At 65.8% G+C, this 14,195-nt stretch carries 13 protein-coding genes and 1 riboswitch; of the genes, 6 read left to right on the top strand and 7 right to left on the bottom strand.

Features of this window, described 5'->3' with window-relative positions:
- Position 1: 1 nt before the first annotated feature.
- Entirely contained in the window at positions 2 to 997 is a 996-nt protein-coding gene (locus ACSU1L_RS08000) for a hypothetical protein (RefSeq protein ID WP_439255360.1), read from the top strand.
- Positions 994 to 1,308 carry a PadR family transcriptional regulator gene (locus ACSU1L_RS07995; RefSeq protein WP_439255359.1) on the top strand — a complete coding sequence of 105 codons (315 nt, stop codon included), beginning with the start codon at positions 994 to 996 and terminating at the stop codon, positions 1,306 to 1,308. The genes ACSU1L_RS08000 and ACSU1L_RS07995 overlap by 4 nt, the downstream gene beginning before the upstream one ends.
- Before the next feature lie 58 nt (positions 1,309 to 1,366).
- Here the strand turns inward: ACSU1L_RS07995 and zapE are convergent, their stop codons facing one another.
- The 7 genes from zapE to ACSU1L_RS07960 all read right to left on the bottom strand — a co-directional run bounded on the left by zapE (position 1,367) and on the right by ACSU1L_RS07960 (position 8,530).
- A complete protein-coding gene (gene zapE, locus ACSU1L_RS07990) occupies positions 1,367 to 2,368 on the bottom strand; it encodes a cell division protein ZapE (protein ID WP_439255358.1) in 1,002 nt (333 codons plus the stop codon).
- Positions 2,365 to 3,288 carry a J domain-containing protein gene (locus tag ACSU1L_RS07985; protein ID WP_439255357.1) on the bottom strand — a complete coding sequence of 308 codons (924 nt, stop codon included), beginning with the start codon at positions 3,286 to 3,288 and terminating at the stop codon, positions 2,365 to 2,367. Before ACSU1L_RS07985 ends, zapE begins: the two co-directional genes overlap by 4 nt.
- Entirely contained in the window at positions 3,288 to 4,004 is a 717-nt protein-coding gene (gene pnuC / locus ACSU1L_RS07980; RefSeq protein ID WP_438254270.1) for a nicotinamide riboside transporter PnuC, read from the bottom strand. The genes ACSU1L_RS07985 and pnuC overlap by 1 nt, the downstream gene beginning before the upstream one ends.
- A gap of 73 nt (positions 4,005 to 4,077) precedes the next feature.
- A riboswitch (FMN riboswitch) is annotated at positions 4,078 to 4,206 on the bottom strand.
- Between the two features lie 42 nt (positions 4,207 to 4,248).
- Positions 4,249 to 5,883, bottom strand: coding sequence for a DUF222 domain-containing protein (locus ACSU1L_RS07975; RefSeq protein ID WP_439255356.1), 1,635 nt, complete (start codon positions 5,881 to 5,883; stop codon positions 4,249 to 4,251).
- 101 nt (positions 5,884 to 5,984) lie between these two features.
- Positions 5,985 to 6,908: a DUF808 domain-containing protein gene (locus ACSU1L_RS07970; protein WP_439255355.1), complete on the bottom strand. Its 924-nt coding sequence runs from the start codon at positions 6,906 to 6,908 to the stop codon at positions 5,985 to 5,987.
- Between the two features lie 39 nt (positions 6,909 to 6,947).
- The gene (locus ACSU1L_RS07965) at positions 6,948 to 7,784 is read right to left on the bottom strand and encodes an SDR family NAD(P)-dependent oxidoreductase (protein ID WP_439255354.1); all 837 of its coding nucleotides are present in this window, start codon (positions 7,782 to 7,784) and stop codon (positions 6,948 to 6,950) included.
- Between the two features lie 35 nt (positions 7,785 to 7,819).
- Complete coding sequence (locus ACSU1L_RS07960) at positions 7,820 to 8,530, bottom strand: FadR/GntR family transcriptional regulator (RefSeq protein WP_439255353.1); 711 nt, start codon at positions 8,528 to 8,530, stop codon at positions 7,820 to 7,822.
- 145 nt (positions 8,531 to 8,675) lie between these two features.
- On the opposite strand from ACSU1L_RS07960, the gene ACSU1L_RS07955 reads away from it, so the two are divergent.
- From ACSU1L_RS07955 to ACSU1L_RS07940, 4 genes are all read left to right on the top strand, one after another.
- On the top strand, positions 8,676 to 10,274 hold the full coding sequence (locus ACSU1L_RS07955; protein WP_439255352.1) for an ABC transporter substrate-binding protein: 1,599 nt from the start codon (positions 8,676 to 8,678) through the stop codon (positions 10,272 to 10,274).
- 96 nt (positions 10,275 to 10,370) lie between these two features.
- Positions 10,371 to 11,327: an ABC transporter permease gene (locus ACSU1L_RS07950; RefSeq protein WP_438253747.1), complete on the top strand. Its 957-nt coding sequence runs from the start codon at positions 10,371 to 10,373 to the stop codon at positions 11,325 to 11,327.
- A 2-nt stretch (positions 11,328 to 11,329) separates the two neighbouring features.
- Entirely contained in the window at positions 11,330 to 13,384 is a 2,055-nt protein-coding gene (locus tag ACSU1L_RS07945) for a dipeptide/oligopeptide/nickel ABC transporter permease/ATP-binding protein (protein ID WP_439255351.1), read from the top strand.
- Positions 13,381 to 14,187 carry an ABC transporter ATP-binding protein gene (locus tag ACSU1L_RS07940; RefSeq protein WP_438253749.1) on the top strand — a complete coding sequence of 269 codons (807 nt, stop codon included), beginning with the start codon at positions 13,381 to 13,383 and terminating at the stop codon, positions 14,185 to 14,187. Before ACSU1L_RS07945 ends, ACSU1L_RS07940 begins: the two co-directional genes overlap by 4 nt.
- Positions 14,188 to 14,195 lie beyond the last annotated feature (8 nt).

Genomic DNA, 14,195 nt, shown 5'->3' with positions numbered 1-14,195 from the left:
CATGGCGTCAATCGATGACTGGCCGGAGCGCGACAAGAAGTGGGCCTCGCGATACATGGTGGCCGTCGCGCACCCCCGTGTTCCCTCGGCGGCTCGCGAAGAACGGGCGCGTGAGCTGATTTCGTCGCTGCACGCGGCAGACGTGTCTGCCGATGTTCTCTTCGGCGACCCGGTGGAAATCGCCCGGGAAGATGTTCGTGCGCTCGGGACTGAGGATGAAGCCGTTGCCGCTTCAGAGGGTGGCGGGCTGCGGCAGGCGCTCGCCTACACGGGCACGGCCCTCACGTTCTTGGGCGCTTCGAGTGCGCTGGTGATGTTGACTCGCGGTGTGTGGCGAACCGACATCGGCGTCGGGCAACTGTGGGTCGTGCTCGGCATTGCCGCCGCAGCGATCGCCGCGAATCTCGCCTGGACGCTCTTCATCGCCGGCAGAGCAAGATGGGCGATCGGCTTCGGCGTCGGAGGTGTTGCGGTCATGCTCGCCTGCGTCGGCGTGGCTGCGAACGCGGACCCCGACCATACGCTGTTCGCCGACGTGCCGATCTGGATGCTGATGATTGCCATGGTGCTGCCCGGTGTCGCTGTACTCCTGGTGGCGCGCGCGGTTCCTCGGCGGCCCCTCCGTTCCGCCTGGTCGGATGACGAGTGGCTCGCCCGCTTTCGTGGCGCAATGCGCAGCCGCGGAATCTCCGAGAAGGCCGCTCGGGAGCATGAGCGCAGTGTTCGAGCTGCCGCGCACGGGGACTGTTACGGAGAGTTCGGCCATCCGGTCGCGTTCGCGCGGTCTCTGGCCGCTGAGGACAACAGCGCAGCAGTACGCCGCTGGCGCTGGAGCACTTCCTTCGGCGTCGGGGTCCCGCTGATGCTGTGTGTCCTGATTTCGTTCACCGGGTCCTTCGGTGCGTGGAAGGAGCCCGCCATGCTCTTTCTCTTCATCAGCAGCGTTGTCACCGGTTACATGAACTGGCGGCATCGACCGAGAGGACAGGCGCAGTGAGCCTCGCATCCTGGCAGCGAGCGTCATTGCCGATGTTGATCCTCAGCGTGCTGGCGGCGCAGCCCCGACATGGGTACGGCATCTCGCAGGCGCTCGTCGAGGGGGGCCTCCAGCCGATCAAGGGTGCCCAGCTGTATCCGACTCTCGTGAAGATGGAAGCGGATGGTGCGATCTCCGCCGTGTGGGAGCCAGCCGCTTCGGGCCCTGCTCGCAAGGTCTACTCGGTCACCGATCTCGGACAGGAGAACCTCGCGGCCTTGCGCGCCGAGTGGGAGGTGTTCCTCGCAGCGTCTCGAGCGCTCGGCGTCTGAGCGGTGCACGTCCGGCCGTGTGCGCGTCAGGCCGTATGCGGGTCAGGCCGTATGCGGGTCAGGCCATTCGTCTGTCGGCGGTTTGCCGCAGCAACTGCATTCGGCTGACCATGCGAAAGGCGTCGGGCCGAGCGGTCGCTGCGGCGAGGAACTCGGGCAGCGTGTGCGTCGAGACGAAGGTCGTCGCAACGCCGAGGTCAGCGATCACGTCGACGGCGTTGATGAAGCGCTGCTGCGCTTCGCGGTCGACGACATCGAAGGCGGGCACGTCGGTCACCACCCAACGCGGATGGATGCGCGCCCACTCCAGATACTCGATTGTCGAGGTCGGCGTCTCGCAGAGCTGATGGAACGAGATCCACAGCTCGTCTTCGCGGATCGCGAGCACCGGAAACTCGCGGCCCCGCACAGGCGAGAAAGTCGCCTCATCTTCGGCTGGCGCAGGTTCTGGGACGGTGTGCGTCCACGTGCCGGCGGCGAAACCGCTCGAATGATCTTGAGGGGTGGCGCGGTAGTCGGTCGGACCAGCGAGCTCGAACGTCTGCATATTCTCGGTGATGAGCGCGATTCCCGGTTCGAACATGTGGTGCCAGACAGGGTTCGGCAGCAGGTCTTCGGGTGCATAGTTCGACGTGGCGAACACGATCAGATCCTGCCGGAAGACGTGCTCCAGCAGCCGGGTGAGCAGCCGGGCGTCCCCGGAATCGTGCACGTGGAATTCGTCGAAGAACAGCACGCGGGAATCGCCCACGACATCGTCGATCGCGCGCTCGACGGCATCCTGCTCGTCGCGCCGGCGATGGATGCTGCGGTGCAGAGCATCCAAAAATCCGTGGAAGTGCACGCGGGTCTTACGCGGCGTCGGCAACGCGTCGAAGTAGGCGTTCGCGATCCACGACTTCCCGCGTCCGGCTGGCCCGTGGATGAACAGGCTGCCATCCGCGCGGGTGACGCGTGCGAGCTCAGCGATCAGCTCGCGCTGCGTATCATCGAGCGCGAACCCGGCGGATGCTGCCTTCGCCTCGATCGTGGCGAGAACCCGGGAGGATGTGACCCTCACACGAACCGCACGGTCTGCTGCAGTCGGGTGCGCACATCGAACAGTTCGTTGCCGCCGATGTCGCGCGCACCCGGCACGCCGCGGCGGAGTACGGTCGCCAGCGCGCTGCGCCGCACGACGACCACCGGGATGCCACGCACCTTGCCGAGCTCGTTGATCGCCTGATCGAGATCGTCATCCGGCAGCACCACGATCGCCCCGCCGAAGCGCACGCGCGCGGCCTTGGCGATCACGCGCATGCGGGCGAGCAGGGTCGCCACTGGCGCCCGACCGTCCACGCCGCGTCCGATGATCTCGCCACGACGGAACCGCACGACCTCGCTGAAGTCCTCAGACAGGATGCCGTAGAGCCCGGACGGGCTGAGCACGACGTGGTCGAGCTTGGCATCGGCATCCGCCCCCGCTTGAACGTCGTGCCACACGGTGAATCCCATGCCGAGATCCGAGACGGTGCGCGCTGTCGCTTCCTCGGCGAGGGCGTCGGCGAGCAGCCGCCGCACCTCGCGCGGTGCGGATCGCACCAGTGCCGGGTCATAGGGGTCGGGCACGTCGACGCCGTGGCCAGCCCACTCGCGGATCAGTCGCAGGTAGCGCTCGCGTCGCCAGCCTCCCGGATGCCCGTACGAGCGAGCGCGCGGACGCGTGTCGGTCTGCGGGCGGGGCGGCTGCCAGCCGTCCCAGCCCGGTTCATCGGATGCTGCCGAGAAACCGTGCCCGCGGTCATATGCGGCACGGCCCTCGGGGGTGCCGATGAGATCCCAGGCGCGCTGCACCTGGATGAAGTCGGCGGCATCACCGCCGGTGTCTGGGTGCGTCTGACGCAGCCTCAGCCGGTACGCGCGACGCAGCTCATCGTCTGTCGCCGTCGGGTCGACGCCGAGAACCTCGTAGGCAGACGCGGAAAGGGGGCTGTCGAACATCAGTCCCTATTGTCCTCCACTTCGACCACGCGGGGATCCGGCATGATCGTGTCGATCTTCGGTTTGGCGTTCGTGTGCGCCCGCCACCAGACGACGAAGCCGACCGCGGTGAAGACGCCGTAGAAGACGTACATGAACCCGGTGGCGTAGTAACCGGCGCTGAACAGCAGGGGTACGCCGACGATGTCGACCGCCACCCAGATGAGCCAGAACTCCGTCCATCCCTTGGCCATGCCGTACGTCGCCAGGAGTGAACCGACAAAGGTCCAGGCATCCGCCCACACCGGTTCGTATGATCCGAGCACGCGGAACAGCGGCGTGAGGGCGAGGGTACCGAGCACCATGACGAGGACGAGACCGATGCGCGCACCGCTCGGCGCCCAGCGCGGGGTCACCTGACCGTTGTCGGCTCTCGCCTGGCGCCAGCGGATCCAGCCGTAGATCGCGACCGCGATGAACATGACCTGGCGTCCGGCCTGACCGAGCAGATTCGGCAGGGAGTGTTCGGGGCTGAGGATCGACCCGAGGAACACTGTCAGAAGCAGCAGGTTTCCGACGATGCCGACGGGCCAAGCCCAGATTCTGCGGCGCATGCCGCCGAGCGCGCTTGCGAGACCGAAGATGTTGCCGACGACTTCGCGGATCAGCAGCGTTTGCCCGCCGGGCAGCATCCACTGGGAGTTGAAGGCGTCAACGAGCCAGCGCAGAAGTTCCACGGTCATCCTCTCGGCGTCGGTGCTGCCGAGGGTGATGAGGGTCGATCTTTCGCGTCACCGCGAAATGTCGACCATCGTGCTTCTCCCATCCAGACTGTGACTGTCGGTACCGGAATTTCACCGGTTCAACCTCGGCCCCGGAGGGCTTCGGGTCGCGGACTATGACCGCCGGTTCGGAATTACACCGACCCCGGAGCACGTGTGTGTTCACTCGGAACAATACCCTGATGGGGCGTGTGAGCACTCACCAGGTGGCCCACGCGGCGACGCGCTCGGTGTCGAGGGCTTCGTCGACGGCTCGATAGTCCAGGTGGGGCGATCGCCATTTTCCGTAGGGATCCCACCAGGTGGGACCGCGGACTTCGGGCACCCCATTGCGCATGCGAACCTGCCAGATTTGCTCATCCAGGGTGCGGTGGTGATGCCAGCACAGGGGGACCCCGTTGCTTGTGTGGGTCGGCCCGCCGCGGGCGTGTTCGATCACATGATGGATCTCGCACCATTCCGCACGGATGTCACACCCGGGAATGAGGCATTTTCGGTCGCGGAGCACGATTGCCTGGCGTTGACGGCCAGTGAAAATGCGCGCACTGGTGCTGATCGCGACGATCGCGCCATGCTCGTCGAAGAGCACTCGTTCGACCCCGCCTGCACATGCCGCATGGTCGGCGGCGCCGAGGGGGACGTCGTATCCGGCGCCCTCCACGGTGGCTCGCCCGGTGCGGTTGGCGAAGTCTTCGTCGCGTACGGACACGACGAGGGTGGGCGCAGCGCCGCCGAGTGTGGGCATGCCTCCGGATGCTGCGGTGACCATCACGATGCTCGCGAACGCGTCGTGCCGCTTCTGCGCATGCGTGCGCAGATCGGCCGCCTCTGGTGGAGGCGATGCGGCTTTGTGAGCCGGGAGACCATCGGCGCGGTCGAAGAGACCCGCATCATCATCGGCGGCCGCGGCAGCAGGCGTGGTGCTGTACTCAGCGCCGGCGTCATTGCTGCCCTCGTCATCACTCACGTCGTCGTCGGAGGGGCGGAATCGCACGCGGCCTCCAGCGCGAGCCTCGTCATCCGCTTTCGGGTTCATCAGGCTGTCGACCAGCTTCTCCAGCTGTGCGGCGACCTCCGGGAGCAGCTCGCCGCGCACAGGCACGGATCCGTCCCGCAGGCGTCCGATCGTGAAGTAGCGGCGTCGCTTGCCCGCACGGTCTTTCGGCTCGGCGCCGTCCGGGTCGAGGCGGGCGATGATGTGCGCAGTGAGTCCGGCCAACTCATCGGTCGTCGGCGGCGGTGCGCTCTCGCCACCGTCACCGCGCGCGGCACTGTCCGCGCCACCGTCCGCGTCATCACCACCATCGCCGTCCAGCGGGAGCCCAGTCGCGAACCGCGCAAGCACCGCATCTGCGGCCAAGCGATCGGCGAGCCCGATCCGCGCGGCTTTTTGCAGTGGCACCGTGCAGGCCAAGAACCCGCTCACTGACATCGCCCCATCAGCCAGCGCTGCGGCCAGCTGGGGAAACCGCCCCGGCAGCAGCCCGCCCGATGTGATGTCGAACTCCCGGTGCACGGCAGTGGCCGCGGTGACGTACCGGCGGGCTGCATACCCGTCGACAAGAAGCGTTCGCCGCAACACCTCGGCAGCATCCCGGCATCCGAGCTGTGTGCTCAGCCGTGCCGCACGTTCACACTGATCCCGCTCAACCACACGATTTGTGGCCTCGACGATCGCCCCATCCAACCGGCGTTGGATACGCCCCATAGCCTGCACGACGTCGAGAAGCTCACCATCGTCGACGAGCCGTACCCCGCCACGCGCCGCAGAATCCGTCATCGCGTCGGCCAGCTGCCGGTCGATGCGCTCCAACTGCTCTGCGAGGGATGTCATACTCCTATTGAACAGGGGGCCACCGACATTGAAATGCCAGGTCAGGAGCTATTCAGGAACTGTGGATAACTCCTCATCCGGAGCGGGCTGTGGAGAACAGGTCACGCCGCTGCGGCCACCTTCATCGGCGAGTCGCCGCCCTCGGTGAACGACGGTCGCTTGCCCAGCATCCGCCCGATCAGCAGGACGATACCCACGACGATCAGGCCGACCGCGAGCCCGGCGATCGCCGAAACCAGCGTCTCGCCGATCCATGCCACCACGCCGCCCAGCGGCAGCAGCAACTCGTGAATCCCGTGCAGCATGTCGCTGAAGAAGACCAGTCCCACCTCGCCGAGATTTGCCAGCAGCAGGTGCCCACCGACCCACAGCATCGCGACGGTTCCCACGACGCTGATGACCCGGAACACCGCCGGCATCGACCGGACGATCCGAGCACCGGCATGGCGTACACGCCGGGAGTCGTTCTTCGCCATCTTCAGCCCGATGTCATCGATCTTCACTAGCAGTGCGACAGCGCCGTAGACGATTCCCGTCATCATCGCCGCTATGACGGCGAGGATGGCCAGGGTCATCCCGAAACTCAGGCCAGCCTCGAGGTTCGACAGTGAGATGAGCATGATCTCGGTGGACAGGATCAGGTCGGTGCGAATCGCACCCCACACCAGTTTGTTCTCGTTACGGGCACCCTCTTCGACATGGCCGTGATGGAAGCCGAACCACTCCAGCACCTTCTCGGAACCCTCGAAGCAGAGATACGCACCGCCGATGATCAGCAGATACGGCAGCACCCACGGGGCGAACGCCGTCAGCAGCAGGGCGATCGGGATGATGATGACGAACTTGTTCACCAGTGAGCCGAGCATGATTTTCGCGACCACGGGCAGCTCGCGTGCCGGTGTGATCCCCTGCACGTACTGCGGGGTCACTGCGGCATCGTCGATCACGACACCGGCGGATTTCGCCGACGCTTTGAGCGCTGCGGCGAGAATGTCATCGACGACGGCGAGCAGACCAACCGACATGTGCGTCCCCCAGGGGTTCAGAAAAGCGAGAGCACCAGACTACCTACCGGCGTGCCCGGTGAACTGGTCCATCGATGAGTACACCTTGAATACCCGATCGGCCACGAGATCCCATGCCCGCGTCGGCAGAATTCCGCGCAGTGCCATCGCGAGTTTCACGGTCCACGGGCGCAGCACCATGGGCGTGCCCTTCAGCATCCCGTTCCATGCCGCTGACGTGGCACGTCGCGGAGTCATGATCGGCGTCAGCAGCGGACCGCGCGCACCCTCGAACATGCCGGTCGATACGAAACTCGGGCAGAACGTGGTCACCTTGATGTGCCGGTGCCCGGCGGCTTGCAGCTCGAGGCGCACGGATTCACCCCACCCGATCAGTGCCCATTTGGATGCCGCGTACACGCTCATATTCGGATTCGCCAGCGTTCCCGCGGCGGAGGCGATGTTCAGGATGCGCTTCGGGCGTGAAGTGTCTGCGATCATCGCCGGCAGTACTTCGCGGGTCAGCCACATCGCCGCCAGCGTGTTGATGCGCATCGTCGCTTCGATGTCGCGCTCCGGATCGTCCTCCCAGAACGGGCCACCGCGCACGATCCCGGCATTGTTGATGATCACATCGGGCGTGCCGAAGTCGACGCGCACCTGCTCGATGCCGCGGGCAATCTCCTCCTGGCGCGATACATCCACCCGGTAGGCGCGCACCCCGATGCCGGACTGTGCAAGCTCCGTGGCGAGGGCGGTGGCGGCTTCTTCATCGATATCCCACAGCGCGACGGCGCGCGCGTGTGCGGCGATCGCGCGCCGGGCATAGATCTCACCCATTCCGCGCGCGGCGCCGGTGATGAGGACAAGAGCATCAGTGATCGGATTGTCAGCCATACGATCACCGTAGGACACCGGATGCTCCGGCGCGATCAATCCAGTTGAGCGAGGCTCCGCTGCAGCGGAGCGTAATGCTCCACGACGGCCTGCCGATATGCTTCGACGTCTCCGGCGCGCGCCGCGCGCAGCATGTCGCCGTGCGCCTTCGCGGTGTGGTGGATATCGGCGGGAGGTGCAATGCCGAGTTGGGGGAGCGCGGCGGTGTGCACGTCCCAGAAGGCGCCCACGAGCTGGCCGGCCAGGTGATTGCCGGTCGCATCGAACAGTGCGGTGTGGAAGATCCGGTCCTCTTCGAGGAAGAGCTTGCCCTGCTCGGCTTTCTCGATCATCGCGGTAACGAGTTGATCCAGCTCGGGGTCTTCTTCCCCCTGAGCCGCATCGACCACGCGTTCGGCCATCGACAGATCCAGCGCCAGGCGCACCTCGACTACTTCGCGCAGCGCATCCAGTGAACCCTCGGGATTCAGCACGCCCCGGAAGACGAGCGTCTCGACCATGGGTGCCAACGACATCCCTCCGACATAGGTGCCGTGGCCGTGGCGCACGTCGACGATGTCGAGCGTCGAAAGGGTGCGGATCGCCTCGCGAACCGACGATCGCGAAACGTCGAGGGTCTCGCACAGCTCGGCCTCAGTCGGGAGCGGGTCACCGGGGGAGAGCTCCCGCGAGAGGATGAGCTGTTTGATCTGGTCCGCCGTGGTGGAGCGCCGCATGCGTGACGCTCGACTCTGGGTGGAGTTCATCTTCTGGACCTCTCGTACTGCGTAATGTGCATTCGCGACGACGACTCGATCATCCCACTCTTGTGCTTCGGACGATCATGTGTTTAGAGTACATCAGACATCAGATGTCCTCAAGATGTCCGACACCCCCCACCCTGGAGCACACATGAACCGAAACATCACCCGCAGTCGCGGTGGTCGATTCGCCATCGCGGTTGCCGGCACAGTCGCCACAGCCGTCGTGTTGGCCGGCTGCAGCGCCGGAGCAACCAACGCACCCGAACCCGGAGCAGCATCGGGCGAAATCGACCCGAACGGCATCATCGAAGCCGGAATTTCCTACGCCCTCAGTGGCAGCTTCGATCCGATGGTGGCATCCGGTGCCGTCACCGTCGCAGCGAACTGGCACATTTTCGAGGGTCTCGTCGATCTCGATCCCGCGACGCGTGAGGCCTATCCGGCGCTCGCCGCCGATATGCCCACAAAGGTCGACGACACCACCTATGAGATCGACATCCGTGAGGGTGCGACCTTCCACAACGGTGATCCGGTCACCGTCGACGACGTCATCTACAGCTATGAGCGCGTCCTCGACCCGGCCAACAACTCGCTGTTCACCAGCTACATCGACTTCATCGACACGGTCACCGCCGTCGACGACGACACCATCCGGATCACCACCGACTTCCCGTTCTCGCTCATCGAAGATCGCCTCGGAATCGTCAAGATCGTCCCGCAGGCGCTCGTCGAGGAAGACCCGGAGGCGTTCGGCGCCAACCCGGTCGGCACCGGCCCGTACTCGCTCGTCTCAGCCACGCCCGAGGACAAGGTCGTGTTCGAGCGTTTCGAGGACTACAACGGCACGCGCCCCGCGCTCGCTGCCGGCATGAACTGGAACCTGCTTGCGGATGCATCCGCTCGTGTCACCGCGATGTCGACCGGCACGATCCAGGCGATGGAAGACGTCCCCTACATCGATGCCGAGGGTCTCGCGGCCACGGTCGATGTTGAGACGGTGCAGTCATTCGGTCTGCTCTTTGCGATGTTCAACACCAAGGCCGCACCGTTCGACGACGTGCGCGTGCGCCAGGCACTGTTCTACGCACTCGACATGGACAAGATCATTGAGACCGGCATGCTCGGCAACGCCGAGGCTGCCACCTCGTTCCTGCCCAAGGATCACCCGGACTACCAGGAGGCGTCGACCGTTTACACCTACGACGCCGACAAGGCCACGGCTCTTCTCGAAGAGGCGGGCGTATCCGATCTGTCGATCGACCTGCTGATGACCGACACCGGTTGGGTGAAGGAAGTCGCGCCGCTCATCAAGGAGTCCCTGGATGCCGTCGGCATCAAGGTCAACCTCGAGATCCTGCAGTCGGCAGCCGTCTACGAGCGCGTCGACTCGGGTGACTACACCGTCGCAATCGCACCGGGAGACCCCTCCGTCTTCGGAAACGACCCCGACCTGCTGATGAACTGGTGGTTCGCGCCCGGCGTCTGGACTGAGACCCGCACCCAGTGGGCTGACACGGCGGAGTTCGCCGAGCTCCGCGGCCTGATCGAGGGCGCAGCGCAGCAGGAAGGCGCCGAACAGGGCGAGACCTGGGGCCAGGCCTTTGATCTCATGTCGGAGCAGGTCAGCCTGTACCCGCTGTTCCACCGCCAGCTGCCCACCGCATGGAACGGCGCAGAGCTGAGCGGCTTCCAGCCGGTCCCGACCACCGGACTGTCGTTCCTCGACGTGGGCGTGATCGCCAAGTAACCGGCTCGCATCCCACCGCGGGGGTGCGCTTCCCCCGGGCGCACCCCCGCACCCCCCGCGAACCCAGAACCCCGAACCAACCGGAAGGAACGGCACGTGTCCAACACGCTCCGTCTCATCGGCAGGCGTCTCCTCCAACTGCCGCTGATGATCCTCGGCATCACATTCCTCGTTTTCTTCGTGATGTCGTTCTCGCCCGTCGATCCCGCGCGCAACGCGCTGGGCGAAACCGCATCGCCGGAGGCGCTGGAGGCCTACCGCGAATCGCACGGGCTGAACCTTCCCCTGCTCGTGCGCTACGTAAACTTCCTGTTCGGCATGGTGCAGGGCGATCTCGGCACCTACTCCGCCCGCAGCCTGCCGGTGATCGATGAGGTCATTCGCGCCTTTCCCGTCACCCTGGCGCTGACTTTTCTCGGCCTCATCATCGCGGTGATCGTGGCATTCCTGATCGGTGTGCTCGCCGCCGTCTACCGCGACCGCTGGCCCGACCAGCTGATCCGCGTCTTCGGTGTGGCAGCGCTGTCCACTCCTTCCTTCTGGCTGGCGATCCTGCTCATCCAGCTGTTCACCCTCGGACTCGGGGTGCTGCCGGCATCCGGTCCGCTTCCGGATTTCTGGACAGACCCGGCTGGCTGGCTCGCACGCATGACGCTTCCCGCTCTCGCGCTTGCCGTCCCCGTGATCGGGCAGCTCTCCCGTGTGGTGCGCACCTCGATGGTCGAGGAGCTCGACCGTGACTACGTGCGCACAGCCCTCGGTGCGGGCATCCCGCGCGTGGTGGTCGTCGGCCGCAACGTGCTGCGAAACGCCTTGATCACCCCGGTCACCGTGCTCGGCCTGCGTATCGGCTACCTGCTCGGCGGCGCCGTCGTGATCGAGATCATCTTCGCCATTCCCGGGATGGGAACCCTCATCCTCAACGGCGTGACCAACAACGAACCCAACCTCGTACAGGGTGTGACACTGGCCGTCTCGCTCGCCTTCGTCGTGATCAACATCATCGTCGACCTCCTGTACGTCCTCATCAATCCCCGAATCCGGGCGGTGTGACCATGCGACGCAAACTCACTGAACGACTCTCCGCTCCAGGACTGCGCCTCGGCGGCCTGTCTCTGGGCGCCATCATCTGCATCGTGTTGCTCGCGATCGTCGCACTGGCCGCGGTGTTCGCGCCGCTGGTCACAGCGTACGATCCGCTTGCTTCCGGCGCGCCGGTGCAGCCTCCGAGTGCCGACCACTGGTTCGGCACCGACCGGCAGGGCCGCGACATCTTCTCCCGGCTCGTGTACGGTGGCCGCTACTCGCTGGTGATCGGGCTCGGCGCGACTGCGATCGCGCTCGCCGCGGCCTGCGTCCTGGGCACCATCGCCGCCACCGCGCCGAAGTGGATCTCCGAAGTGCTGATGCGCATCATGGACGTTGTGATGTCGTTCCCCGGCATCGCGCTCGCCGCGGTCTTCGTCGCCGTGTTCGGAAAATCGCTGCCGGTGCTGGTCCTCACGATCGCGTTCCTCTACGTGCCGCAGCTCACCCGTATCGTCCGCGCCAACATCCTCGACCAGTACGGCGAGGACTATGTCTCATCCGTGCGCGTCATGGGTGCGCGCACCGCACGCATCATCGTCAAACACGTCGCCCGCAACGCGATGGCTCCGGTGCTCGTGTTCGCCACGGTTCTCGTCGCCGATGCGATCATCTTCGAGGCGTCGCTGTCGTTCCTGCAGGCCGGCGTCCCCGACCCCGAGCCCAGCTGGGGCAATGTGATCGCGGCTGGCCGCAGCCTGCTGATGGCGGGGGCCTGGTGGGCGACATTCTTCCCGGGCATCGTGATCATGATCACGGTGCTGTGCCTGAACATCCTGTCCGAGGCGATGACCGATTCGATGGTTTCGCCACGTGCGCGCAAGATCACGGTGGATGCTGCCAACACCGAAGAATCCACGAGCGACCTCGAAGAGCTTGCCGCCGGTCCAGACGACACCAATGTGATCGTCACGATCGATACCGCCGTCAACCTCTCCGTGCCCAGCGGCGTGCCCGATGTGCTGGTTCCCGGCACCCCGGTCGTGCCACTGGAGGAGCGCCTGGCGCAACTGCGCGAGCGAGAGCTGGCCCGTACCGATCGCTTCATCTACACCGGTGACGACGCACCGCTTCTGGACGTGCAGGACCTGTGCATCTCGTTCCCCCGCCACGGCGATGTCGATGTGGTCGATCACGTCAACTTCACCGTGCGCCCCGGCGAGACGGTGGCGCTGGTCGGTGAATCCGGGTGTGGAAAGTCGATCACGTCGCTGGCGATCATGGGCCTGTTGGATGCCAAGGCGAACGTGCGCGGAAAGATCATGTTCGACGGCCAGGATCTGCTCCAGATGGACCAGAAAAAGCGCAACGCGCTCCGCGGGCACGACATCGCCATGATCTACCAGGACGCCCTGAGCTCCCTCAACCCGGCCATGCTGATCCGCGCGCAGATGAAGCAGCTCACCTCACGCGGCGGCACGCGCAGCGCCGAGGATCTGCTGGAGCTCGTCGGCCTCGACCCGAAGCGCACGCTCGCCTCGTACCCGCATGAGCTCTCCGGCGGTCAGCGTCAGCGCGTGCTCATCGCCATGGCACTCACCCGCGACCCGCGGCTGGTGATCGCCGATGAGCCCACCACCGCGCTGGATGTCACGGTGCAGGCGCAGGTCGTCGAACTGCTCATGCGCCTGCAGCGCGAGCTCGGCTTCGCGATGGTGTTCGTCTCGCACGACCTCGCGCTGGTGGCTGAACTCGCTCACCGCATCACCGTCATGTACGCCGGCCAGGTGGTGGAGCAGGGCACCACACGCGAGGTGCTCACCCAGCCGGTGCACGAGTACACCCAGGGCCTGCTGGGAGCCGTGCTCTCGATCGAGGCGGGATCGGACCGCCTGCATCAGGTGTCCGGTGTTGTGCCGTCACCGCGCGACTTCCCGGCCGGCGACCGGTTCGCACCGCGCTCGTCCGACCCGGCGCGCTACGCGGGGGTCACCCCGGTCCGCCGCCAGATTCCCGGCACCGAGCACACCTACTCCGCGCATCCTGACGATGCGCCTGTCGAAGCGATCGGAGCGGGACGATGAGCGAAACCGTCATCGAACTGAAGGACGTGCACGTGCGCTACAAGTCGCGCAGCTCCACGCTCTTCCACCGGGAATACGTGGATGCTCTCGCCGGTGTCTCACTGAACGTGAAACGCGGGGAGACCCTCGGAATCGTCGGTGAGTCCGGCTCCGGCAAGTCGACGTCGGCGAAGGTGCTCATCGGCCTGGAGAAGCCGACGAGTGGACAGGTCGTGTTCGCCGGCGAACCGGTGCGATCCTTCACCCCGGCCGTTCGCAAGCGCCTCGGCCGCATCCTCTCGGTCGTCTTCCAAGACCCCGCGACGGCGCTGAATGCCCGGATGACGGTGCGCGACGCGCTGCTAGACCCGCTGCAGGTGCACCGCCTCGGCTCCGTCGCATCGCGCGGGCGCAAGATCCGCGATCTCATCGGGCTGGTGGGGTTGCCGGCATCCGCTCTGGATGCCCTACCCAGTCAGCTCTCCGGTGGACAGCGCCAGCGCGTGGCGATCGCCCGCGCGCTCGTTCTCGACCCGCAGGTGATCATCGCCGATGAGCCGACCAGCGCGCTCGACGTTTCGGTGCGCGCGCAGATCCTGAACCTGCTCACCGACCTCAAACAGCAGTTGGGGCTGGGGATGGTCTTCATCTCTCACGACATCCAGACCGTGCGGTACCTCTCTGACGAGATCGCCGTCATGAACAAGGGGCGCATCGTCGAGTTCGGCGACGCCGCCGCTGTGTTCGACAACCCCACCGATGACTACACCAGAACGCTGCTGGGCGCCGCGCCCTCGCTGCTCGAACCGACCTCGTCGCACTGACGAACCCA

It is taken from the genome of Microbacterium sp. A94 (genome assembly GCF_051842855.1).
Lineage (GTDB): Bacteria > Actinomycetota > Actinomycetes > Actinomycetales > Microbacteriaceae > Microbacterium.
Note: the sequence above shows the minus strand (reverse complement) of the source record. Positions and strands in the feature narration are given on the sequence as shown.

Excerpts from the sequence above, each read along its gene's own strand:
- ACSU1L_RS07970 (WP_439255355.1), bottom strand. The coding sequence starts at position 6,908 with ATGTCGGTTGGTCTGCTCGCCGTCGTCGATGACATTCTCGCCGCAGCG.
- ACSU1L_RS07960 (WP_439255353.1), bottom strand. The coding sequence starts at position 8,530 with ATGAACTCCACCCAGAGTCGAGCGTCACGCATGCGGCGCTCCACCACG.
- ACSU1L_RS07945 (WP_439255351.1), top strand. The coding sequence starts at position 11,330 with ATGCGACGCAAACTCACTGAACGACTCTCCGCTCCAGGACTGCGCCTC.
- ACSU1L_RS07975 (WP_439255356.1), bottom strand. The coding sequence starts at position 5,883 with ATGACATCCCTCGCAGAGCAGTTGGAGCGCATCGACCGGCAGCTGGCC.
- ACSU1L_RS07955 (WP_439255352.1), top strand. The coding sequence starts at position 8,676 with ATGAACCGAAACATCACCCGCAGTCGCGGTGGTCGATTCGCCATCGCG.
- ACSU1L_RS07965 (WP_439255354.1), bottom strand. The coding sequence starts at position 7,784 with ATGGCTGACAATCCGATCACTGATGCTCTTGTCCTCATCACCGGCGCC.
- ACSU1L_RS07940 (WP_438253749.1), top strand. The coding sequence starts at position 13,381 with ATGAGCGAAACCGTCATCGAACTGAAGGACGTGCACGTGCGCTACAAG.
- ACSU1L_RS07985 (WP_439255357.1), bottom strand. The coding sequence starts at position 3,288 with ATGTTCGACAGCCCCCTTTCCGCGTCTGCCTACGAGGTTCTCGGCGTC.
- ACSU1L_RS08000 (WP_439255360.1), top strand. The coding sequence starts at position 2 with ATGGCGTCAATCGATGACTGGCCGGAGCGCGACAAGAAGTGGGCCTCG.